Annotated in this window: 22 protein-coding genes; 18 read left to right on the top strand and 4 right to left on the bottom strand. The window is 63.8% G+C overall.

The annotated features are described in order from the left end of the window. Positions 1–163 precede the first annotated feature (163 nt). The 5 genes from AB7M33_RS08165 (at position 164) to AB7M33_RS08145 (ending at position 4391) form a co-directional block, all read left to right on the top strand. Positions 164–505: a hypothetical protein gene (locus tag AB7M33_RS08165; protein ID WP_027595105.1), complete on the top strand. Its 342-nt coding sequence runs from the start codon at positions 164–166 to the stop codon at positions 503–505. A gap of 200 nt (positions 506–705) precedes the next feature. After that, the gene (locus AB7M33_RS08160; RefSeq protein ID WP_454242689.1) at positions 706–1605 is read left to right on the top strand and encodes a TauD/TfdA dioxygenase family protein; all 900 of its coding nucleotides are present in this window, start codon (positions 706–708) and stop codon (positions 1603–1605) included. 18 nt (positions 1606–1623) lie between these two features. Beyond that, on the top strand, positions 1624–2643 hold the full coding sequence (locus AB7M33_RS08155; RefSeq protein ID WP_085273906.1) for an ABC transporter substrate-binding protein: 1020 nt from the start codon (positions 1624–1626) through the stop codon (positions 2641–2643). A 6-nt stretch (positions 2644–2649) separates the two neighbouring features. Continuing rightward, on the top strand, positions 2650–3513 hold the full coding sequence (locus AB7M33_RS08150; RefSeq protein ID WP_027595108.1) for an ABC transporter ATP-binding protein: 864 nt from the start codon (positions 2650–2652) through the stop codon (positions 3511–3513). A gap of 14 nt (positions 3514–3527) precedes the next feature. Then, the gene (locus AB7M33_RS08145; RefSeq protein WP_027595109.1) at positions 3528–4391 is read left to right on the top strand and encodes an ABC transporter permease; all 864 of its coding nucleotides are present in this window, start codon (positions 3528–3530) and stop codon (positions 4389–4391) included. Between the two features lie 117 nt (positions 4392–4508). Here the strand turns inward: AB7M33_RS08145 and AB7M33_RS08140 are convergent, their stop codons facing one another. Further along, complete coding sequence (locus AB7M33_RS08140; protein ID WP_027595110.1) at positions 4509–5069, bottom strand: WYL domain-containing protein; 561 nt, start codon at positions 5067–5069, stop codon at positions 4509–4511. A gap of 206 nt (positions 5070–5275) precedes the next feature. Here AB7M33_RS08140 and AB7M33_RS08135 point away from each other — a divergent pair, with 206 nt between their 5' ends. The 9 genes from AB7M33_RS08135 (at position 5276) to AB7M33_RS08095 (ending at position 14752) form a co-directional block, all read left to right on the top strand. Then, on the top strand, positions 5276–6070 hold the full coding sequence (locus AB7M33_RS08135; protein ID WP_099452585.1) for a tetratricopeptide repeat protein: 795 nt from the start codon (positions 5276–5278) through the stop codon (positions 6068–6070). A gap of 261 nt (positions 6071–6331) precedes the next feature. After that, complete coding sequence (locus AB7M33_RS08130) at positions 6332–6784, top strand: MarR family winged helix-turn-helix transcriptional regulator (RefSeq protein WP_454242688.1); 453 nt, start codon at positions 6332–6334, stop codon at positions 6782–6784. Further along, complete coding sequence (locus AB7M33_RS08125) at positions 6781–8868, top strand: FUSC family protein (RefSeq protein WP_454242687.1); 2088 nt, start codon at positions 6781–6783, stop codon at positions 8866–8868. The genes AB7M33_RS08130 and AB7M33_RS08125 overlap by 4 nt, the downstream gene beginning before the upstream one ends. Next, positions 8865–9077, top strand: a complete 213-nt coding sequence (locus AB7M33_RS08120) for a DUF1656 domain-containing protein (protein WP_027595114.1) — start codon at positions 8865–8867, stop codon at positions 9075–9077. The genes AB7M33_RS08125 and AB7M33_RS08120 overlap by 4 nt, the downstream gene beginning before the upstream one ends. Then, entirely contained in the window at positions 9074–9949 is an 876-nt protein-coding gene (locus AB7M33_RS08115) for an efflux RND transporter periplasmic adaptor subunit (RefSeq protein WP_099428035.1), read from the top strand. The genes AB7M33_RS08120 and AB7M33_RS08115 overlap by 4 nt, the downstream gene beginning before the upstream one ends. Next, entirely contained in the window at positions 9946–11364 is a 1419-nt protein-coding gene (locus AB7M33_RS08110; RefSeq protein ID WP_027595116.1) for an efflux transporter outer membrane subunit, read from the top strand. Before AB7M33_RS08115 ends, AB7M33_RS08110 begins: the two co-directional genes overlap by 4 nt. A gap of 627 nt (positions 11365–11991) precedes the next feature. Then, on the top strand, positions 11992–12246 hold the full coding sequence (locus AB7M33_RS08105) for a hypothetical protein (protein ID WP_027595117.1): 255 nt from the start codon (positions 11992–11994) through the stop codon (positions 12244–12246). 16 nt (positions 12247–12262) lie between these two features. Then, positions 12263–12514, top strand: coding sequence for a DUF3077 domain-containing protein (locus AB7M33_RS08100; RefSeq protein WP_099428037.1), 252 nt, complete (start codon positions 12263–12265; stop codon positions 12512–12514). A gap of 294 nt (positions 12515–12808) precedes the next feature. Beyond that, on the top strand, positions 12809–14752 hold the full coding sequence (locus AB7M33_RS08095) for an FTR1 family protein (protein ID WP_454242686.1): 1944 nt from the start codon (positions 12809–12811) through the stop codon (positions 14750–14752). 151 nt (positions 14753–14903) lie between these two features. Here AB7M33_RS08095 and AB7M33_RS08090 read toward each other — a convergent pair whose 3' ends face one another. After that, positions 14904–15149 carry a TIGR02647 family protein gene (locus AB7M33_RS08090; protein WP_027595121.1) on the bottom strand — a complete coding sequence of 82 codons (246 nt, stop codon included), beginning with the start codon at positions 15147–15149 and terminating at the stop codon, positions 14904–14906. Between the two features lie 69 nt (positions 15150–15218). After that, on the bottom strand, positions 15219–15518 hold the full coding sequence (locus tag AB7M33_RS08085; RefSeq protein WP_454242685.1) for a hypothetical protein: 300 nt from the start codon (positions 15516–15518) through the stop codon (positions 15219–15221). 147 nt (positions 15519–15665) lie between these two features. Here AB7M33_RS08085 and AB7M33_RS08080 point away from each other — a divergent pair, with 147 nt between their 5' ends. After that, positions 15666–16328, top strand: a complete 663-nt coding sequence (locus AB7M33_RS08080) for a glutathione S-transferase (RefSeq protein WP_454242684.1) — start codon at positions 15666–15668, stop codon at positions 16326–16328. Between the two features lie 123 nt (positions 16329–16451). On the opposite strand, the gene argH is transcribed toward AB7M33_RS08080, so the two are convergent. Continuing rightward, positions 16452–17846 carry an argininosuccinate lyase gene (gene argH, locus AB7M33_RS08075; RefSeq protein ID WP_027595124.1) on the bottom strand — a complete coding sequence of 465 codons (1395 nt, stop codon included), beginning with the start codon at positions 17844–17846 and terminating at the stop codon, positions 16452–16454. Between the two features lie 309 nt (positions 17847–18155). Here argH and AB7M33_RS08070 point away from each other — a divergent pair, with 309 nt between their 5' ends. The 3 genes from AB7M33_RS08070 (at position 18156) to AB7M33_RS08060 (ending at position 20730) form a co-directional block, all read left to right on the top strand. After that, the gene (locus tag AB7M33_RS08070; protein ID WP_027595125.1) at positions 18156–18899 is read left to right on the top strand and encodes a LytR/AlgR family response regulator transcription factor; all 744 of its coding nucleotides are present in this window, start codon (positions 18156–18158) and stop codon (positions 18897–18899) included. Between the two features lie 125 nt (positions 18900–19024). Next, positions 19025–19966, top strand: coding sequence for a hydroxymethylbilane synthase (gene hemC / locus AB7M33_RS08065; protein ID WP_454242683.1), 942 nt, complete (start codon positions 19025–19027; stop codon positions 19964–19966). Then, positions 19963–20730, top strand: a complete 768-nt coding sequence (locus AB7M33_RS08060) for a uroporphyrinogen-III synthase (protein WP_099428041.1) — start codon at positions 19963–19965, stop codon at positions 20728–20730. The genes hemC and AB7M33_RS08060 overlap by 4 nt, the downstream gene beginning before the upstream one ends. Positions 20731–20760: the final 30 nt, after the last annotated feature.

Raw genomic sequence — 20760 nt, 5'->3', positions numbered from 1 at the left:
TGCCCAGCCCACCCGGGCGGTCGAAACGACCGCCCGGGTGGGTGCCGGCTCTTTCCTGCCTTCCCCTGACAGCGCATACTCGTGCGCCGGGCCTGCGTGCCCGGGAATCTTTGCCTATGCTGCTGTCTACCAACAAGGAACCAACGTGACGAGGGACACCGCCATGTTCTACGTGCAACGCAACGCTAGCGGCCAGTTGCTGCGGGTAGAAGCAGCCTCTTTTGACGAATTCACCGAAATACTCCCTGCTGACCATGCCGACGTTCAGGAATGGTTTGCCGACGACGAAGTGGAAAACAGCCTCAAAGAGCTCAAGCAAAGTGATCTGGACATGATCCGCGTGCTTGAGGACTTGATCGATGTGCTGACCGCCAAGGGTGTGTTCAGCATCACCGACCTGCCGGCCGGGGCGCAGGCCAAGCTGCTTAACCGTTCCAAGGCGCGCAAGGCGCTGGGCAGCCTTAACAACCTGATCGATGAAGAAGAGCAGGGCGGGTTGATCTGACCGCGGATCAGCCCCGATCTACAGTGATATGGTTATTCATTAAAGATATTTAAAATATCTTTCTTATGACTTTATAGTTGCTCCCACTGCGTACCCGTCGACCAATCGATGCGCCGCACGACTTGAACCCACACGGGAAATCCCCGTGCGTTTCTGATCGTTGCGCGCCTTTGACGTCGCGCACTGCGTGGGAGTGAACCATGTCCGCCGCCTCGAACGCCTTGTCGTCCATCGACAGCGCCCAGCCGCAAAGCTTTGAAATCCGCCCGTTCTCCGGTGCCGTCGGTGCCGAGATCATCGGCCTGGACCTGACCCGACCGGTCAACGCCGAGGATTTCACCCAAATTCATCGCGCCCACCTCGATCACCCTGTACTGGTGTTCCGCGACCAGCGCATCACCCCGGAGCAACAGATCAGCTTCAGCCGCCGTTTCGGCGAGCTGCAGATTCATGTGCTCAAGCAGTTCCTGCTGACCGGGCACCCCGAAATCCTGATCGTTTCCAACATCGTCGAAGACGGTCGCAACGTCGGCCTGGGCGATGCTGGCAAGTTCTGGCATTCGGACCTGTCGTATAAAGAGCTCCCCAGCCTGGGTTCGATGCTGCATGCCCAAGAGCTGCCCAGCGAGGGTGGCGATACGCTGTTCGCCGACATGCACAAAGCCTGGGACGCCGTGCCCGAAGCCCTGCGCAAGGTAATCGCCGGCCGCGACGCGGCTCATTCCTACACGGCCCGGTATGCCGAGACCAAGTTCGAAGGCAACTGGCGCCCGGCCCTCAGCGCTGAGCAATTGGCCCAGGTGCAGGAAGTGATCCACCCGGTGGTACGCACCCACCCGGAAAACGGCCGCAAGGCGCTGTTCGTCAGCGAAGGCTTCACCACCCGCATCGTCGGCCTGCCGGACGACGAAAGCCGCGACGTGCTGCAGCAGCTGTATGCCCTGAGCGTGCTCGAGCAGAACATCTACCGCCATCAGTGGCAGCCCCACGACCTGGTGTTCTGGGACAACCGTTCGCTGATCCACCTCGCCACCGGTTGCCCCGCGCACCTGCGGCGCAAGCTCTATCGCACCACCATCCAGGGCGATGCCCCGTTCTGACGACTGAGGAAACACACCATGCGCAAATCCATCAGCCGCCTGGCGGCAAGCATTGGCCTGGGCGCGAGCCTGGTCGTCGGCAGCCTGGCGGCCCCCGCCGTGGCCCAGGCCGAAGGCAAAATCCGCATCGCGGAACAATTCGGCATCGTCTACTTGTTGCTGAACGTGGTGCGTGACCAGCACCTGATCGAAAAACACGGTAAAGAACAGGGCGTCGACATTGAAGTCGACTGGGCCCAGCTCTCGGGTGGCGCGGCCATCAACGACGCGCTGTTGTCCGGCTCGGTGGATATCGCCGGTGCTGGCGTTGGCCCGCTGCTGACCGTCTGGGACCGCACCAAAGGCCGGCAGAACGTGAAGGCGGTCGCCTCGCTTGGCAACTTCCCGTATTACCTGGTCAGCAGCAACCCGAATGTGAAGACCATCGCTGACATCTCCGAGAAAGACCGCATCGCCGTGCCAGCCGTGGGCGTCTCCGTGCAGTCGCGCTTCCTGCAGTACGCCGCCGCCCAGCAGTGGGGCGACAAGGAATACAACCGCCTCGACAAGTACACCCTGGCCGTACCGCACCCCGATGCCACGGCCGCGCTGATCGCCGGTGGCACCGAACTGAACGGGCACTTCTCCAACCCGCCGTTCCAGGATCAGGCGTTGGCCAACAAGGATGTGCACGTTGTGCTCAACAGCTACGACCTGCTTGGCCCGAACTCGCCGACCCTGTTGTTCGCCACTGAAAAATTCCGCACGGACAACCCCAAGACCTACAAAGCCTTCGTCGACGCGCTGGCCGAGGCCGCAGACTTTGCCCAGAAGGACAAGGCCGCCGCTGCTGACACGTACATCCGCGTGACCAAGGCCAAGATCGACCGCGATGTGCTGATCAAGCTGATCGACAACCCGCAGTACGAGTTCACGGTAACGCCGAAGAACACCTACAAACTGGCGGATTTCCTGTATCGGGTTGGCGCCATCAAGCACAAGCCGGAGTCGTGGAAGGATTACTTCTTCCAGGATGAACGCCCGTTGCAAGGGAGCTGATCGATCATGACCGCCCCATTGCCAGGCCACGCGGCCAGCAACCTGAGCCGTGTCGCCACGCCACCGCTGCTCTCGGTGGATAACCTCAGCCTCGAATACCGCACCGCGCAACGCGTGGTGCGGGCCACCCACCAGGTCAGTTTCGAAGTCGACCGCGCCGACCGTTTCGTCTTGCTGGGGCCTTCGGGCTGCGGCAAGTCCACCTTGCTCAAGGCCGTGGCCGGGTTCATCGAGCCCCAGGAAGGGCAGATTCTGCTGCAGGGCCAGCCCGTCAAAGGCCCCGGCCCTGACCGCATCGTGGTGTTTCAAGAGTTCGACCAGTTGCCACCCTGGAAGACGGTAAAGCAGAACGTCATGTTCCCTTTGCTGGTATCGGGCCAGCTCAAGCGTGCCGAGGCCGAGGACCGGGCGCTGCACTACCTGGACAAAGTCGGCCTGGCCGCCTTTGCCGATGCCTACCCACACACCCTTTCTGGCGGCATGAAGGCGCGCGTGGCGATTGCCCGGGCCTTGGCCACCCAGCCGAAGATCCTGCTGATGGACGAGCCGTTCGCCGCGCTGGACGCGCTGACCCGGCGCAAGATGCAGGAAGAGCTGCTGCTGCTGTGGGAAGAGGTGCGCTTTACCCTGCTGTTCGTGACCCACTCCATCGAAGAAGCGCTGGTGGTCGGCAACCGCATCTTGCTGCTGTCGCCGCACCCAGGCCGGGTACGGGCCGAGGTACACAGCCATCAGTACGACCTTGGCAGCCTGGGCGCCGCCGATTTCCAGGCCAGTGCCCGGCGTATCCATCGCCTGTTGTTCGATGAGGCGGACACGCCCGAGCAGGCCGACGACCTTGGCTTCAACGATATCCGTATCGCCTACTGACAGGAGCTTCAGCCATGACCACTACACCTGTACGTCAGGAATACGAGGTGCAGCTGGAGCCGCTGCTCAGTGTGCCTCTGGAACGCCAACTGCCCTTAGCCCAGCGCTTGTGGCAGCAAGGCTGGCTGCGCAAGGCTGTCATCCTGGTGGTGATCGCCGCGCTGTGGGAGGCCGTGGCCCGCTATCAAGGCAACGACCTGCTGCTGCCAAGCTTTCTGCAAACCTCTGCTGCGCTGTGGGACGGCCTGCTCAGTGGCGAGTTGCCCGCCAAGGTCGGCGTGTCGCTGGTGATCCTGCTCAAGGGCTATGTGCTGGGTATTGTGCTGGCGTTCGGCTTGACCAGCCTGGCGGTGTCGACCCAGCTTGGCCGTGACCTGCTGGGCACCTTGACCTCCATGTTCAACCCCTTGCCGGCAATCGCCTTGCTGCCGCTGGCGCTGTTGTGGTTCGGCCTGGGCGACAACAGCCTGATCTTCGTGCTGGTGCACTCGGTGCTATGGGCGCTGGCGCTGAATACGTATGCGGGCTTTCTTGGGGTGTCCGAGACGTTGCGCATGGCCGGTCGCAACTATGGCCTCAAGGGCCTGCGATTGGTGCTGCACATCCTGGTGCCGGCGGCCTTGCCGTCGATTCTGTCGGGCTTGAAGATCGGCTGGGCGTTTGCCTGGCGCACCTTGATTGCCGCCGAACTGGTGTTTGGCGCCAGCAGCGGCAAGGGCGGGCTGGGTTGGTACATCTTCCAGAACCGCAACGAGCTGTACACCGACAAGGTGTTTGCCGGGTTGGCGGTGGTGATCTTGATTGGTTTGCTGGTCGAGGGGTTGGTGTTCAACACCCTGGAGCGGCTGACCGTGCGGCGGTGGGGGATGCAGCGCTAGCCAGTAAGCCTGCCCCGGCCTCTTTGCGAGCAAGCCCGCTCCCACAGGGGCTGCACGCCTTCAAGGTGGGTGATGACCTTGTGGGAGCGGGCTTGCCCGCGAAGAGGCCGATACAGGCTATGGATTCTGGTACTGAGCCGCCGCATTGCTCAGCATCTTGCCAATCTCTTCGCGCAACCCCTCTGGTTGCTCAACCACCACCCCATCCCCCTGGCTCAGCAGCCACCAACGCAGCGGCCAGCCATCGCTTACCGTGGCCCGCAACCGATGCCCATGCTCCAGCGCCGTCAGCTGCATGTCGCTGCTCAACGGCGCCTCGCGCAACTGCCGCGCCAAGGCATCACTGACCCGCGCCACCAGCTCTACCCCCTCGCCTTGGGCCGGCTGCAGCGCATCACCGCGCAAGTACGTCAGCAAGTCGAAATTGCCACGCAGCTCGCCCACGGCACTCGACGACCAGTGCCAGCCGAACGGTATGCTCTTGTCATTGCGCTCCAGCGGAAAAATCAGCGACAACTCGTTGAGGTCGCGCTCAACCGTGCGTTTGCTGACATTGAACCCCACATCACGCAGGCGCCACACCAACTCGGCGCTGGTGATGCCTGGGGAGCGGCTGGGCAGTTGGCGCAGCAGCGCCCACTGACGACTGAGGGTGGCGCGAGTGGTGGCGAACGGCAAAAGATAACGTCCTTGTCTAGGCTTGCCGCAATAGGATGGCGGCACGAGCGGGGCATGGCAATTGGCCACAGCCTGCTCAGATCAAGGAAGTCGCATTTGGTTGCCTCGTGCCGAATCGTTCGCGACAGGTTTTGTCGTGACGTCACGCAGAATCACGCCTCATCACAGCCGAGGTCGAGGTTGTGTGTCGTTCAATGAGGATGAACATGTCTGCTGCCAGCAATATCCATTCGCTGCTTGCCCGTCTTCTGCCAGAGCGGGTCATCGCCCCGCCAGCCCCTGCCGGGAGGCGTCATCGGCTGTTTGCCGGGGTCGGGCTGCCCAGCCAGCGGTCGTTGCTGGTCAGCCGCCTGGACGAGGCCAGCGATTTGCAGGGTGTGTATGCCGACCTGCGCCGCCAAGCGCTGCAAGGCAGCGTGGCCGCACTGAATGACCTCGGCTGGATCTGGCTCAATGGCAAGTACTGGCGTGCCGACACCGTGCTGGCCGGCCACCTGTTGCGCATGGCGGCCTTGCAGGGTAACGCCGCGGCCTGGTTCAACCTGGGCCAGCAGCATTACTTCGGCAAAGGCATCGACACGTCTTACGTGCAGGCGGCCGAGTGTTATCGGCAGGCGTTTGACCGCGGCATGTTGCATGCTGCCGCCGCGCTCGGTGACTTGTATGAAGAAGAAGTGTGCGATGGCGACCTGGACTGGCAGGTCGACCTGGTGCAGGCCTACCAATGGTTTTTGCGCGGTGCCCAGCGGGGCGAAGCGCGGTGCCGGTTCGAGGTGGGGTACCGGCTGATGCATGGCCTGTATGTGGAGGCCGATATCAAAGGCGCGCTGTATTGGCTTGAGTTGGCGGCTGCGGCAGGGGTGATGCAGGCGGCCGAGGAGCTGGCGGTGCACTTCAGCAGCCGCGACCGCGCGCGTTACCTCGACTGGCGCGACCGGGCCGTGCAAATGGGCAGCACGCTGGCGCTGACGATGAAGCTGGAAGACCAGGTCCAGCCCTGAACCTGTGCAGTGGGAGGTCGCGGGCCCTGTGGGAGCGGGTTTACCCGCGAAGCAGGCAACGCGGTACATGGCACCGGCTTCGCCGGTGTTCGCGGGTAAACCCGCTCCCACAGGGAATGTGCAACACAGTTGCTCTCGCGGGCTAAAGACCACGCATGAACAGAATTTCACCCACGCTACCCGTCGCCCACTGTTGACGACAGGGGGAGGGCGAGGCGTATATTGATAGTTAGCAAACTATGAATATCCTTGGTTCCCTTCATGACCCTTGATCTCCTGCGCCTGCAAGTCAGCAGCGGCATGGTGGTTGCCGCTCGCCATTGGCGGCGCATCTGCCACGCGGCCCTGACTGGCTATGGCATTTCTGAAGCCTGCGCCGCGCCGCTGTTGATGATCGTGCGCCTGGGCGACGGCGTGCATCAGGTGGCGGTGGCCCAGGCCGCTGGCCTCGAAAGCCCGTCGCTGGTACGCCTGCTCGACCAGCTGTGCAAAGCCGGGCTGGTGTGCCGCAGCGAGGACCCTCTCGACCGCCGCGCCAAGGCCCTGAGCCTGACCGCCGAAGGCCGCGCCTTGGCCGAATCCATCGAAGCCGAGCTGGTGCGCTTGCGCCGTGAGGTGCTGCAGGGCATCGACCACGCTGACCTTGAGGCCGCCTTGCGCGTGCTGCGCGCGTTCGAAGCCGCCGGCCTCGGCACACCCGGCGGGGCAGCATGAACGGATTCTTCAGCTCGGTCCCCCCAGCCCGCGATTGGTTCTACGGCGTGCGCACCTTCGCCGCGTCGATGATCGCCCTGTACATTGCCCTGCTCATGCAGCTGCCGCGCCCGTACTGGGCGATGGCGACCGTCTACATCGTCTCCAGCCCGTTCGTCGGCCCGACCAGTTCCAAGGCCCTGTACCGCGCCCTGGGCACCTTGCTCGGGGCCGGCGGGGCGATATTCCTGGTGCCACCCTTGGTGCAATCGCCGCTGTTGCTGAGCGTCGCCATCGCCTTGTGGACCGGCACCTTGCTGTTCCTCTCGCTGAACCTGCGCACCGCCAACAACTACGTGCTGATGCTGGCGGGCTACACGCTACCGATGATTGCCCTGGCCGTGGTCGACAACCCCACCGCGGTGTTCGATGTGGCCTCGTCGCGGGCTCAGGAAATTTGCCTGGGCATCGTCTGCGCGGCCGTGGTCGGTGCAATCTTCTGGCCGCGCCGCCTGGCCCCGGTGGTGGTCGGCTCGACCGGCAACTGGTTTGCCGAGGCGATCCGCTACAGTGATACCTACCTGGCCCGTGACGTCGCCGCCGACAAGGTGGGCGGCATGCGTGCCTCGATGGTGGCCACGTTCAACTCCCTGGAAATGATGATCGGCCAGCTCGGCCACGAGGGTGCCGGCCCCCACACCCTGAAGAACGCCAGCGAGCTGCGTGGGCGGATGATCCACCTGCTGCCGGTGATCGACGCCTTGGACGACGCCCTGGTCGCCCTCGAAGGCCGCGCGCCTGTGCAGTTCGCCCAGTTGCAACCGTTGCTGGCCCATGCCCGCGAGTGGCTCAAAGGCACTGCCGACGATGCCTCACTGGCGCCCTGGGCCGCCTTGCACGAGCAGATCACCCGCCTGCAACCCAGCGCCGCCGCACTGGACCAGCGCGCCGGCCTGCTGCTGTCCAACGCCTTGTATCGCCTGACCGAGTGGGTCGACCTCTGGCAAGACTGCTGCACCCTCCAGCACGCCCTGCGCAAGGACGACGCCACGCCCTGGCGCGCCGCTTACCGCCACTGGCGCCTGAGCCGCCTCACGCCCTTCTTCGACCGGGGCCTGATGCTGTACTCGGTGTTCTCCACCGTCACCGCGATCATCGTCGCCAGCGGTTTATGGATTTTGCTCGGCTGGAACGACGGCGGCAGTGCGGTCATCCTCGCCGCCGTGGCCTGCAGCTTCTTTGCCGCAATGGACGACCCGGCGCCGCAGATCTACCGGTTCTTCTTCTGGACGCTGATGTCGGTGATCTTCTCCAGCGTCTACCTGTTCCTGGTGCTGCCCAACCTGCACGACTTCCCGATGCTGGTGCTGGCATTTGCCGTGCCGTTCATCTGCGTCGGCACGCTGACCGTGCAGCCGCGCTTCTACCTCGGCACCTTGCTGACCATCGTCAACACCGCCACCTTCATCAGCATCCAGGGCGCGTACGACGCAGACTTCCTGACCTTTATCAACGCCAACCTGGCCGGCCCGGTGGGGCTGCTGTTCGCGTTCATCTGGACCTTGCTGCTGCGCCCGTTCGGCGTCGAGTTGGCAGCCAAGCGCATGACCCGCTTCGCCTGGCGCGACATCGTCGAGATGACCCAGCCCGCCACCCTGGCCGAACACCGCCAGGTGGGCGTACAGATGCTCGACCGCCTGATGCAGCACCTGCCGCGCTTGTCGCAGACCGGCCAGGACAGCGGCGTGGCACTGCGTGACCTGCGCGTGGGCCTGAACCTGCTCGACCTGCTGGCCTACATGCCCCGCGCCAACCCGCAGGCCCGTGAGCGCCTGGCCACGGTCATCGAGGAAGTCGGCGCCCACTACGCCGCTTGCCTGCGCGCCAACCAACGCCTGCACGCACCGGCCACGTTGCTGCGCAACATGGAGCGCGCGCGGCAAGGGCTGGCGCTGGACGACCACAACGACCGTGGCGATGCCCGCGTGCACCTGCTGCATGCCCTGAGTGGCCTGCGCCTGGCCTTGCTGCCTGGGGTCGAAGTGATGCTCGAGCCGACCGAACAACCGCAACTGCCCCCCGGCATCGATGGAGCCCCACTGTGATCGGTGATCTGGATATCAGCGGGGTGTTCCTGCCCACGCTGCTGGTGATGATGGTGTTCACCTACCTGCTGTTTCTGGGCGTGCACGCCTTGCTTGTGCGCCTGCATTTTTACCGCCTGGTCTGGCACCGGGCTTTGTTCAACGTTGCCCTCTACGCCGTAATGCTGGGCGCGGTCGACCACTTTTGCCGAAACCTGATGCTGCCATGAAAAAACCTTTGCTGACCCTGGGCCGTGTGGTCCTGACCTTGCTGGTCGTGAGTTTCGCCGCCGTGCTCGTGTGGCAGATGGTGGGCTACTACCTGTTCGCCCCCTGGACCCGCGACGGTCACATCCGCGCCGATGTGATCCAGATCGCCCCGGATGTGTCCGGGCTGATCCAGAAGGTCGAGGTGCGTGACAACCAGGTGGTCAAGCGCGGCGACGTGCTGTTCACCATCGACCAGGACCGCTTCAGCCTGGCCCTGCGCCAGGCCAAGGCGACCCTCGCCGAGCGCGAGGAAACCCTGGCCCAGGCTGCCCGCGAGACGCGCCGTAACCGCAAGCTGGGCAACCTGGTCGCGGCCGAGCAACTGGAAGAGAGCCAGTCCCGCGAAGCCCGCGCCCGCTCGGCGGTCAACGAGGCACAGGTGGCTGTCGATACTGCCCAGCTCAACCTTGATCGCTCGGTAGTGCGCAGCCCGGTGGACGGCTACCTTAACGACCGCGCCCCGCGTAACCACGAATTCGTCACCGCCGGCCGCCCGGTGCTGTCGGTGGTCGACAGCGCCTCGTATCACGTCGATGGCTACTTCGAAGAAACCAAGCTCGGTGGCATTCACATCGGCGATGCCGTGGACATCCGCGTGATGGGCGACAACACCCGCCTGCGCGGCCACGTACAAAGCTTTGCCGCCGGCATCGAAGACCGCGACCGCAGCAGCGGCGCCAACCTGCTGCCTAACGTCAACCCGGCGTTCAGTTGGGTGCGCCTGGCCCAGCGGATTCCGGTGCGTATCGCCTTCGACGAAGTGCCGGAAGATTTCCGCATGATCGCCGGGCGCACTGCCACGGTGTCGATCATCGAGGACAAGCGCCCATGAAACGCCTGATGCTGGTGGGCATGGCCCTGTCCCTCGGTGCCTGTGCCCTGGTTGGCCCGGATTACGAAGTGCCGAAAGACGCGGCCGTGCAGCGCAGCGACCTCAACGGCCCGCTGCGCCAGGACGCCGACAGTGTGGTATCGGCGCCGGTGCCCGAAGACTGGTGGCAGCTGTACCAGGATCAGCGCCTCAACCAACTGGTGCGCCAGGCATTGAGCGCCAATACCGAGCTGCGGGTGGCTGCGGCCAACATCGCCAAGGCTCGCGCCCAGGTCGAAGTGGCCGAATCGCAGGGCGGTTTCAGTGGTGGCATCAAGGCTGGCGCCCAGCGCTTGCAGGAGTCTGGCGAGGCCTTTTTGCTGCCCGAGAAGGTACCCGTGGCCAATATCGGTGAAGCCATCATCAGCGCCTCCTACCAGTTCGACCTGTGGGGCACGTTCAAGCGCGGCACCGAGGCGGCCAAGGCCAACGCCGATGCGGTGCAGGCCGCAGCGGACACCGCACGCATCACCCTGGTGGCGGATGTGGTCAAGGCCTACACCCAGGTGTGCTCGGCCAACGAGGAATACCACATTGCCCGCGAGTCGCTGGACCTGCAGGAGCAAGGCGTAAAGCTGAACCAGCGCCTGCGCGATGCCGGCCGTGGCGACGAAACCCAGGTCACCCGCTCGCAGACCCAATTCAAATCCCTGCGCGCTGAGCTGCCACGCTTCAAAGCCGAGCGCGAGACGGGCTTGTATACCCTCGCTGCACTGCTGGCCAAACCGGTCGAGCAGTTGCCCGCCGGCACCGCCGATTGCGCCGAACTGCCGCACCTGGCCCAACTGATCCCGGTAGGCGACGGTGCCGCGCTGCTCAAGCGCCGCCCCGACGTGCGCCAGGCCGAGCGCCAACTGGCGGCCGCCACCGCTTACATTGGCGTGGCCACGGGCGCGCTGTACCCGGACATCAGCATCGGCGCCCAGGTGGGCACCATCGGTATCCTCGAGAACCTTGGCGAGCCCTCCACCAACCGCTGGGGCTTTGGCCCACAGATCAGCTGGACCATCCCCACCAACGGCACCCGTGCCCGCATCCGCATGGCCGAAGCCTCCACCCAAGCGGCGCTGGCGCATTTCGACGGCGTGGTGCTGAACGCCATCCGCGAGACCCAGACCCGGCTGGCGCAGTACAGCGCCTTGCTCGACCGGCGTGATGCATTGGCCGAGGCAGAGAAGTCGGCCAAGGAAGCGGCGGACCAGACGCACCGGTATTACCAGGCTGGGCGTGAGTCGTTCCTGGCGGATTTGCAGGCGACGCGGACGTATACCGATATGCGCGCGCAGTTGGCGGCGGCGAATAGCCAGGTGGCGGTGGGGCAGATTGGGGTGTTTTTGGCGCTGGGTGGGGGATGGAAGGGGGGCGGCACGCCTTGATCGTTTTGGGGGGCGAAGGTGTTTGGCGATAGAGCTGCGGCGCCTATGAGATCGAGCGCCGCCCGCGCGGCGCTTCGCAGCACAAGGCTGCTCCTACATTTTTTTCGGGCCAGTCACGCCTGTGAAGGCGGCGCGCGACCGCCTTGTTTGTATGACGCGATATTGAGGCGGGCGCCAAGGGGGCGCGTGCCAATGCCTCAGGAAAATTGGCCCGAAACAAATGTGGGAGCGGGCTTGCCCCGCGAAGCGCCGCGCGGGCGGCGCTCGGTCTTGAGGGCGCCGAACCTCTAACGCCGAACACCCCGAATACGTAAGACATTTCCGAATCTGAAACCAAATGCTTCAGCTCTCGCTATCAGGCGAACTATCCTACGCGCCTGTCGGAAGGTGCTGTCTAGGCGGGGAGATGCCCCAGGAATAATGTCCTCGGGTCGCCTCGCAAGGCGATCGGGCGTGAGACACCCGGTTTGCATTCGGTAGCACCGCTTCATGGCGGTCGTGCGCGGGCAGGCTTAGGCCTGGCCGGGGTTACCGTATGTCCCGGGTCTCACTCCGTGCACGACTGCCACCCAATTCCGTGAGACGAGGAGGACGGTAGTTTTTTCTTTCCGCATACGGAGCCCCACCATGAAAAAAATCGTCCCCGACCCACCGCCCGCAACCCTCCTTCTGCTCGACCCACCCCTCATCACGCTCCAAGACCCTCCCTGCGCCGAAACGTGCGACCTGCTGATCCGCGCCCTGACCCTGACGGTGGAGCAGACCACCTCCGCCCTGCTAGACAGCAGCCCTGGCCTGATGCGTGATGCGATGGGCATGAACATCCGCCTGTTGTGCCGGATGATCAACGCCTTGTGCGACCACACCCGCGCCAGCGCCTGAGCCGAGGACCAACACAATGCGCGACGATCCCACAGCGTCTTCCACCGCAGGCGAGGAAACCTTCGACCTGTTCCGCCTGCAACCTGACGTCCCCTTCAACCACGCCTTCTCTCAGTTGTCCGTACTGCTCGGCTGCATCCGCCACCTGACCACCGAAGCGGAAATGGAGAATGACCGCGTGGCCGGCAGTGCAGCGCGGATTCTCAGCGAGATGGCCAAGGCATTGATCGACGATATGGAGCGGGGGATGGCCAAGGCTGTTCAGTAGTTTTCTAGTGAATACAGGGCTGCCTTGCAGCCCTCTCGATGCAATGCTCTGTGCGCACTGGGTTCGACTTTATGGAAATCCTCATAATCGGCTTGATCCTCAAGTTTTTTCTCACTGCGCCATGAAAATTCTGATTTTTAGCATTTTCCCCGATTTTTTTCTGACAATACCTGCGCCTCAGGTTCGACGCCTTCTACAAGAATCAACGCGCCTCCTGGGTTGAAGTTCATTTGTCACAAGATTTTTCATGAAATCCGCCCGCTACCCTTGAGAGAAATAGAGTGGAAGTGAACAATGTTCTCTTTCGCATTCCCTCCGAGACTGGCCATGAAAACCCGTTCCCGTCTGCTTGCCTGGCTGCCTGCTTTACTGCTTGGCCCAGTGCTGGCGCTGTGCAGCACCGTGGTGCTGGCCGAAGCCCCCGCCGAGGCCGCCAAAGCCTTGCACCTGCTCGACTACATCGGTGCCGACTACCCGCCGACCGTGCGTGACGGCAAGGTGATCGACGAGGGTGAATACCGCGAGCAACAGGAATTCACTGCGTTACTGGCCGAACTGGTCAAAGGTTTGCCGGCGCATGCGGAGCAAACGGTACTGGAGCAGGGCGTAGAGGGTTTGCGCCAGGCCATTGAGCAGCGTCATGAAGGCGCCGCCGTTGCCCGTCAGGCCCGCCAGTTGGGCGCGCGCCTGGCGGTGGCCTACGAGGTTAGCCAGGCCCCGGTGATTACCCCGGACCCGGCCCGCGGGGCTTCGCTGTATGCGCAGAACTGCTCGATCTGCCATGGCGATACCGGCGCCGGCGATGGCCCGGCCGGTGTCGGCCTGGAACCGCCGCCCGCTAACCTGCGCAGCGTCGAGCGGCTTGACCAGTTGAGCCTGTTCGACCTGTACAACACCCTTGGCCTGGGCATCGAAGGCACCGAGATGCCATCGTTCGCCGATCAACTCGATGAGCGTCAGCGCTGGGACGTCGCTGCCTATGTGGCAAGCTTCACTGCCCAGCCTGAAGCCGCCAAAGGTGACAAGGTCTGGAACCTGGCCGACCTTGCCCGCCAGACCCCGGCTGAAGTCGCGGCCAACGAAGGTGCCAGTGCGCTGGACGCTTTCCGTGCCCAGCGTGCCCAGCCGCCGCAGGTCAAACGCGGCCCGGCGCAGTTGCTCGAGTACACTGCCAGCACCCTGGATAAAAGCCTGGCCGCCTACCGCGAAGGCGATCACGACCAGGCGTATGACCTGTCGGTGGCCGCGTACCTGGAAGGGTTCGAGCTGGTGGAAAGCTCGCTGGACAACATCGATACCCAAGCGCGCAAAGACACCGAAAAATCCCTCATGGCTTACCGCCAGTCACTGCAGGATGGTTTGCCGGTGGCCCAGGCTGAGCAGCGCCTGACCGAAGCCAAGACCAAGCTCAGTCAGGCCGCCAAACTGCTGGGCAGCGATGGCCTGAGTTGGTCGCTGAGCTACATTTCCGGGCTGTTGATTCTGCTGCGTGAAGGCCTTGAAGCGATTCTGGTGCTGGCGGCGATCCTGGCCTTCCTGCGCAACACCGGCCAGCAGTCGGCTGTACGCAGCGTCAATATCGGCTGGGGCCTGGCGCTGGTTGCCGGCTTTGCCACCTGGGCCCTGGCGGCTTATGTGATCGACGTGGGCGGTGCCCAGCGCGAGCTGCTGGAAGGCTGCACGGCGCTGTTTGCTGCGGTCATGGTGCTGTGGTTGGGGGTATGGATGCACGACCGCCGCCACGCTGCGGCCTGGCAGGACTACATCAAGAGCAGCCTGGTCAGTGGCGGCGGGCGCTTCGGCTTTGCCGTGCTGGCGTTCTTCTCGGTGTACCGCGAGCTGTTCGAAGTGATCCTGTTCTACGAAACCCTGTGGCTGCAGGCGGGGCCTGCCGGGCATCAGGCGGTGCTGGCAGGGGGCGCGACGGCGCTGGTGCTGCTGGTGGGGTTGGCCTGGGTGATTTTGCGCGGTTCGGCCAAGCTGCCGCTGTCGCTGTTCTTCAGCATCAACGCGGCGCTGTTGTGCGCGCTGTCTGTGGTATTCGCCGGGCACGGCGTCAAGGCACTGCAAGAGGCCGGGGTGCTGGGCACGCGGCCGGTGGCGTTCTTCGAGTTCGACTGGCTGGGCATTCATGCCGATGCCTACTCGCTGGCAGCCCAGGCGGTGGCATTGCTGGCCATCGTGTTCCTGTACGGGCGCTCGCGGTTGGCCGAGAAGCGCAGGGCGGCGGCCAGCTAAAAGTCTTGTGCGGCCCCTGTAGGAGCGGCCTTGTGTCGCGAATGGGCCGCAAGGCGGCCCCAGGATTTCAGCAGCGCTGCACAAATTGCAGGGGCCGCTTTGCGGCCCATTCGCGACACAAGGCCGCTCCTACAAAGGTTGCGGCAGTCTGTCAGGCCGGTTGTGGCGCCTTGAGAATGTTCTGCAGCAGTTGAACACTGTCGACGGCGTCATGACCCAGGCTGGTCAGGTAGCCACCATCGGGTTGATCGGTCAGCCCTTTCTCGAACAGGCGCTGAGCGGCCGCGATCAGGGCAGGGGAGGCGTGGCTGTTTATCTTGATGCCTTCCTGGCTGCTGTCGTGCTTGAACAGCGCGAGGACTTCCAGTTCGGCGATCAGATCGGGGGTAAAGGACATGGCGACTCCTGACTTCCAGACGAGGATGGCGGCACCGTCATCGGTGCCTGACCTTCGAGTGTAGTCGGGTTATTCGTCGTCGCCTTGATCCATCTCAGGTGGCAGCTCGGGCAGGGCGCGCAGGGCGTTTTCATACCACTCGCTATCGAAGGCGCGGTCTTCCACCAGCATGTTGTCGATCTCGAAGGCCAACACATGGGCCATCAGGTTGAGGATGTCCTCGCGCGCGTAGCCGACCAGGGTGAGCTTGTTGAAGGTGGCTTTGGCGGCCGGCGGCTCGCCGCTTTCGATCTGGTTCTCGATGGCCTGTGTCAGCGTTGCCTCGGCGAAGGCTTCGTCGTCATTGTCGATGTCGGTGGGCTCGCTCATGGCGGTACTCCTGTGATGGGGCATACAGTTTGCCACGCCTGTGCTGGCAATGTCCGGTCATCGACCGGGTGCATGACGCTGGTCAGGCGCTGGCGCAGGGGCTATAAAAGCCGGGCCATCCCCATACGGCCTGGAGGCTGTTACCCCATGCTCAAGCTTCACGGATTCTCGGTCAGCAACTACTACAACATGGTCAAGCTGGCGCTGCTGGAAAAAGGCCTGCCTTTCGAGGAGGTCACCTTCTACGGCGGCCAGGCGCCCAAGGCACTGGAAGTCAGCCCGCGGGGCAAGGTACCGGTGCTGGAAACCGAGCACGGCTTTATCAGCGAAACCAGTGTGATCCTCGACTACATCGAGCAGACCCAAGGCGGCAAGGCACTACTGCCAACGGACCCGTTCGAGCAGGCCAAGGTGCGTGAGCTGCTGAAGGAAATCGAGCTGTACATCGAGCTGCCGGCGCGTACCTGCTATGCCGAGTCCTTCTTTGGCATGGCGGTAGAGCCGTTGATCAAGGAACGCGCCCGTGCCGACTTGCTGGCCGGCTTCGCCACGCTCAAGCGCAATGGGCGCTTCGCACCCTATGTGGCGGGTGAGCAGCTGACCATTGCCGACCTGATGTTCTGCTTCTCGGTCGACCTGGCCTACGCGGTGGGCAAGAAGGTGCTGAACCTCGACTTCCTCGCGGACTTCCCCGAGGCCAAGGCATTGCTGGAGAAAATGCGCGAGAACCCGCACATGGCGCGGATCCTGGCAGACAAGGACGCGGCGATGCCGGCCTTCATGGAGATGATTCGTAGCGGCAAACGCTAACTGAAGCTAGCGCTGAACCTGTAGGAGCAGCCTTGTGCTGCGAAGAGGCCGGTGCAAACACCTTAGATCCATGGTGTTTTCACCGGCCTCTTCGCAGCACAAGGCTGCTCCTACAACAAGCAGTTAGCGCGAAGCCAGCAAGGCTTGGCCGCGCACCACGGCCGCACGCACCTGCGCCGGTGCGGTACCACCAATGTGGTCACGGGCATTGACCGACCCTTCCAGGGTCAGCACAGCGAACACGTCCTGCTCGATCTGGTCGCTGAACTGGCGCAGTTCGTCCAGGCTCATCTCGGCCAGGTCTTTGCCAGTGTCCACGCCATACTTCACCGCGTGGCCGACGATTTCGTGGCAGTCACGGAACGGCAGGCCACGGCGTACCAGGTAGTCAGCCAGGTCAGTGGCGGTGGAGAACCCGCGCAGGGCCGCTTCACGCATGATCGCGTGCTTGGGCTTGATGGCCGGGATCATGTCGGCAAAGGCACGCAGCGAGTCGCGCAGGGTATCGGCGGCGTCGAACAGCGGTTCCTTGTCTTCCTGGTTGTCCTTGTTGTAGGCCAGCGGTTGGCCTTTCATCAGGGTCAGCAGGCCCATCAGGGCGCCGAACACGCGGCCGCTCTTGCCACGTACCAGCTCCGGCACGTCTGGGTTCTTTTTCTGCGGCATGATCGAGCTGCCGGTGCAGAAGCGATCAGGCAGGTCGATGAACTGGAACTGGGCGCTGGTCCACAGCACCAGCTCTTCGGAGAAGCGCGACAGGTGCATCATCGCCAGGCTCGCGGCAGCGCAGAATTCGATGGCGAAGTCACGGTCCGAAACGCCGTCCAGCGAGTTGCCCGATACGTCCTCGAAGCCCAGCAGCTTGCAGGTGAGCTCGCGGTCGATCGGGTAGGTGGTGCCGGCCAGCGCGGCGCTGCCCAGGGGCATGCGGTTGGTGCGCTTGCGGCAGTCGACCAGGCGCTCGTAGTCGCGGCTGAGCATTTCGAACCAGGCCAGCAAGTGGTGGCCGAAGGTGACCGGCTGGGCGGTTTGCAGGTGGGTGAAGCCGGGCATGATGGTCTCGGCTTCACGCTCTGCCTGCTCCAGCAGGCCCTGTTGCAGGCGGGTGATTTCGGCCAGGATCAGGTCGATCTCGTCGCGCAGCCACAGGCGGATGTCGGTGGCGACCTGGTCGTTGCGGCTGCGGCCGGTGTGCAGCTTTTTACCGGTGATGCCGATGCGATCGGTCAGGCGTGCCTCGATGTTCATGTGCACGTCTTCAAGGTCGACGCGCCAGTCGAAGTTGCCGGCCTCGATCTCGCCCTGGATGGTCTTCAGGCCATCGATGATGGTGTCGCGCTCGGCATCGCTGAGCACGCCGACCTGCGCCAACATGGTGGCGTGGGCGATCGAACCCATGATGTCGTGGCGGTACAGGCGCTTGTCGAAATCGACCGAAGCGGTGAAACGGGCGACGAAGGCGTCGACGGGCTCACTGAAGCGGCCGCCCCAGGACTGATTGGTCTTGTCGGTGCTCATGGATTCACTCATTGCAGGCGTGAACGAAAAAGTGGCGCCGATAATAGCAGGGTTGGGCTGGCTGCCGCAGGACGCCGGTCGAGAGAAATGACGGCAAATGGGCAGGCAAACGAGCAAGCAAGGATTTGCAGGATTGAACGGCAGTGTTCCACGGACCGTCTACAGTTGGACAGAGGACTGGCAGTGAATCTGCCGGCCGAGTGAATCTTTGGCCATTGCACCGGTCTAGAGCGTGACACGCAGTGTCGCTCGAACCACACTTGTCTACGCTACACCTGTGCGAGACTCATTCAGGAATCCAGCGCAATTATGAATGTCCTGATCGTTGATGACGAACCCCAAGGCCGTGAACGCCTCAGTAGGCTACTCGGCGAACTAGAGGGTTATACCGTGCTGGAGCCAAGCGCCACCAACGGCGAGGAGGCCCTGGCGCTGATCGAAAGCCTAAAGCCCGATGTGGTCCTGCTGGACATCGGCATGCCTGGCCTGGATGGCCTTCAGGTCGCTGCTCGCCTGTGCGAGCGCGAAGCGCCGCCCTCGGTGGTGTTTTGCACCGGCGACGATGAATACGGCACAGAGGCTTTCAAGGACAGCACCCTCAGCCATGTGACCAAACCCTTCCAGCCTCAGGCGTTGCGCGATGCGCTGCGCAAGGCCGAGAAGCCCAACCGCGCCCAATTGGCGGCGCTCACCCGGCCGGCCAATGAAGGCGGCGGCCCGCGCAGCCATATCAGTGCGCGAACGCGAAAGGGCATCGAGCTGATTCCCTTGCCCCAGGTTATCTATTTCATCGCTGACCACAAATACGTGACCTTGCGCCACGAGGGCGGTGAGGTGTTGCTCGATGAGCCCCTCAAGGCCCTGGAAGACGAATTTGGCGAACGCTTCGTGCGTATCCACCGCAACGCGCTGGTGGCCCGCGAGCGTATCGAACGCCTGCAGCGCACCCCGCTTGGGCATTTTCAGCTGTTTCTCAAAGGCCTGGACGGCGATGCCCTGACCGTCAGCCGGCGCCATGTGGCTGGCGTGCGCAAGATGATGCAGACGCTCTGACCACGTCTTTGCGCGGCCGCTGCCCACGGCCGCGCATGGGACGTACATAGCCATTGACCCGCATCTGCTGGTGATGCCGCCGGAGCTGTTATCATCGGCAGCATTTCTCTGCATCGGGGCGTTCCATGTCCACTCGCGAAATCCGCATTGCCACCCGTAAAAGTGCCTTGGCCCTGTGGCAGGCCGAATACGTCAAAGCCCGCCTCGAGCAGGCGCACCCTGGGCTGATCGTGACCCTGGTGCCCATGGTCAGCCGCGGTGACAAGCTGCTGGATGCGCCGCTGGCGAAAATCGGCGGCAAGGGCCTGTTCGTCAAGGAACTGGAAACCGCCCTGCTGGACAACGAAGCCGACATCGCCGTGCACTCGATGAAAGACGTGCCCATGGACTTCCCTGAAGGCCTGGGCCTGTACTGCATCTGCGAGCGGGAAGATCCGCGCGACGCGTTCGTTTCCAACCGTTTTGCAAGCCTCGAAGCCTTGCCCGCCGGCAGCATCGTCGGCACCTCCAGCCTGCGCCGCCAGGCCCAGTTGCTGGCGCGTCGGCCAGACCTCGAAATCCGCTTCCTGCGTGGCAACGTCAATACCCGCCTGGCCAAGCTCGACGCTGGCGAATATGACGCGATCATCCTCGCCGCCGCCGGCTTGATCCGCCTCGGTTTCGAAGACCGCATCACCGCCAGCATCAGCGTCGATGACAGCCTGCCCGCGGGCGGCCAAGGCGCGGTGGGTATCGAGTGCCGCAGTGCCGACAGCGAAATCCATGCACTGCTGGCGCCGCTGCACCATCTCGACACCGCCGACCGGGTGGTGGCCGAACGGGCCCTGAACAAGCGCCTTAATGGCGGCTGCCAGGTGCCGATTGCCTGCTACGCAGTGCTTGAAGGCGACCAATTGTGGCTGCGCGGCCTGGTCGGCCAGCCGAGCGGGGGCACTTTGCTGGTGGCCGAAGCCCGGGCGCCGCGCGCGTCGGCTGAAGTGTTGGGCGTGCAGGTTGCCGAAGACCTGCTCGGCCAAGGCGCCGAGGCCATCCTCAAGGAAGTCTATGGCGAGGCCGGGCACCCGTGAGCCCTTGGCGCCTGTTGCTGACCCGGCCTGAAGAGGACTGCGCGGCACTGGCGCAGAGCCTGGCAGCCGCCGGCGTGGCCAGCAACTGCCTGCCTTTATTGGCGATCGAGCCTGTGCGATTGGGCGACGTGGCGCGTCAGCGGCTTGCCGGGCTGGGGCACTACCAGGCCATGATCGTGGTCAGCAAACCGGCCGCCAGGTTGCTGCTTGAGCAACTCGCGCACGCCGGCCTGCAGCCTCCGGCAACCGGCTGGTTTACCGTCGGTGAAGCAACGGCTGCAGTGCTGCAATCCGCCGGTCTTCAGGTGACTTTCCCTACGCAAGGTGACGACAGCGAGGCCTTGCTCGCACTGCCGGTCCTGCGCGACGCTATCGCGCTTCCTACACCACGCGTCCTTATCGTCCGTGGCGTGGGAGGTCGCGAACTGCTGGCAGAGCGTCTTGCAGAGCAAGGTGCTAGTGTCGATTATCTGGAACTGTATCGTCGCTGCCTGCCGGAGTACCCGGCGGGCACGCTGATGCGTCGCATCGAAGCGGAACGCCTCAATGGCCTGGTGGTCAGCAGTGGGCAGGGTTTTGAACATTTGCAGCAGATGGCCGGCGCCGATTGGCCCCAGGTGGCGCGTCTGCCGCTGTTCGTGCCGAGCCCGCGGGTTGCCGAGCAGGCCAGGGCCGCCGGGGCCCAACAGGTTGTGGATTGCCGTGGCGCCAGTGCCACGGCCTTGCTGGCAGCGGTGCAGCGCAGCGCTGCACCTGCCTCTTAAGGCGCTAAGCTGAACGCCTAGCGCCCCCAT

This window comes from Pseudomonas sp. Y3 TE3536, from assembly GCF_053629175.1.
The sequence above is the reverse complement of the archived record's forward strand: the minus strand, read 5'-3'. Positions and strand labels throughout refer to the sequence as shown.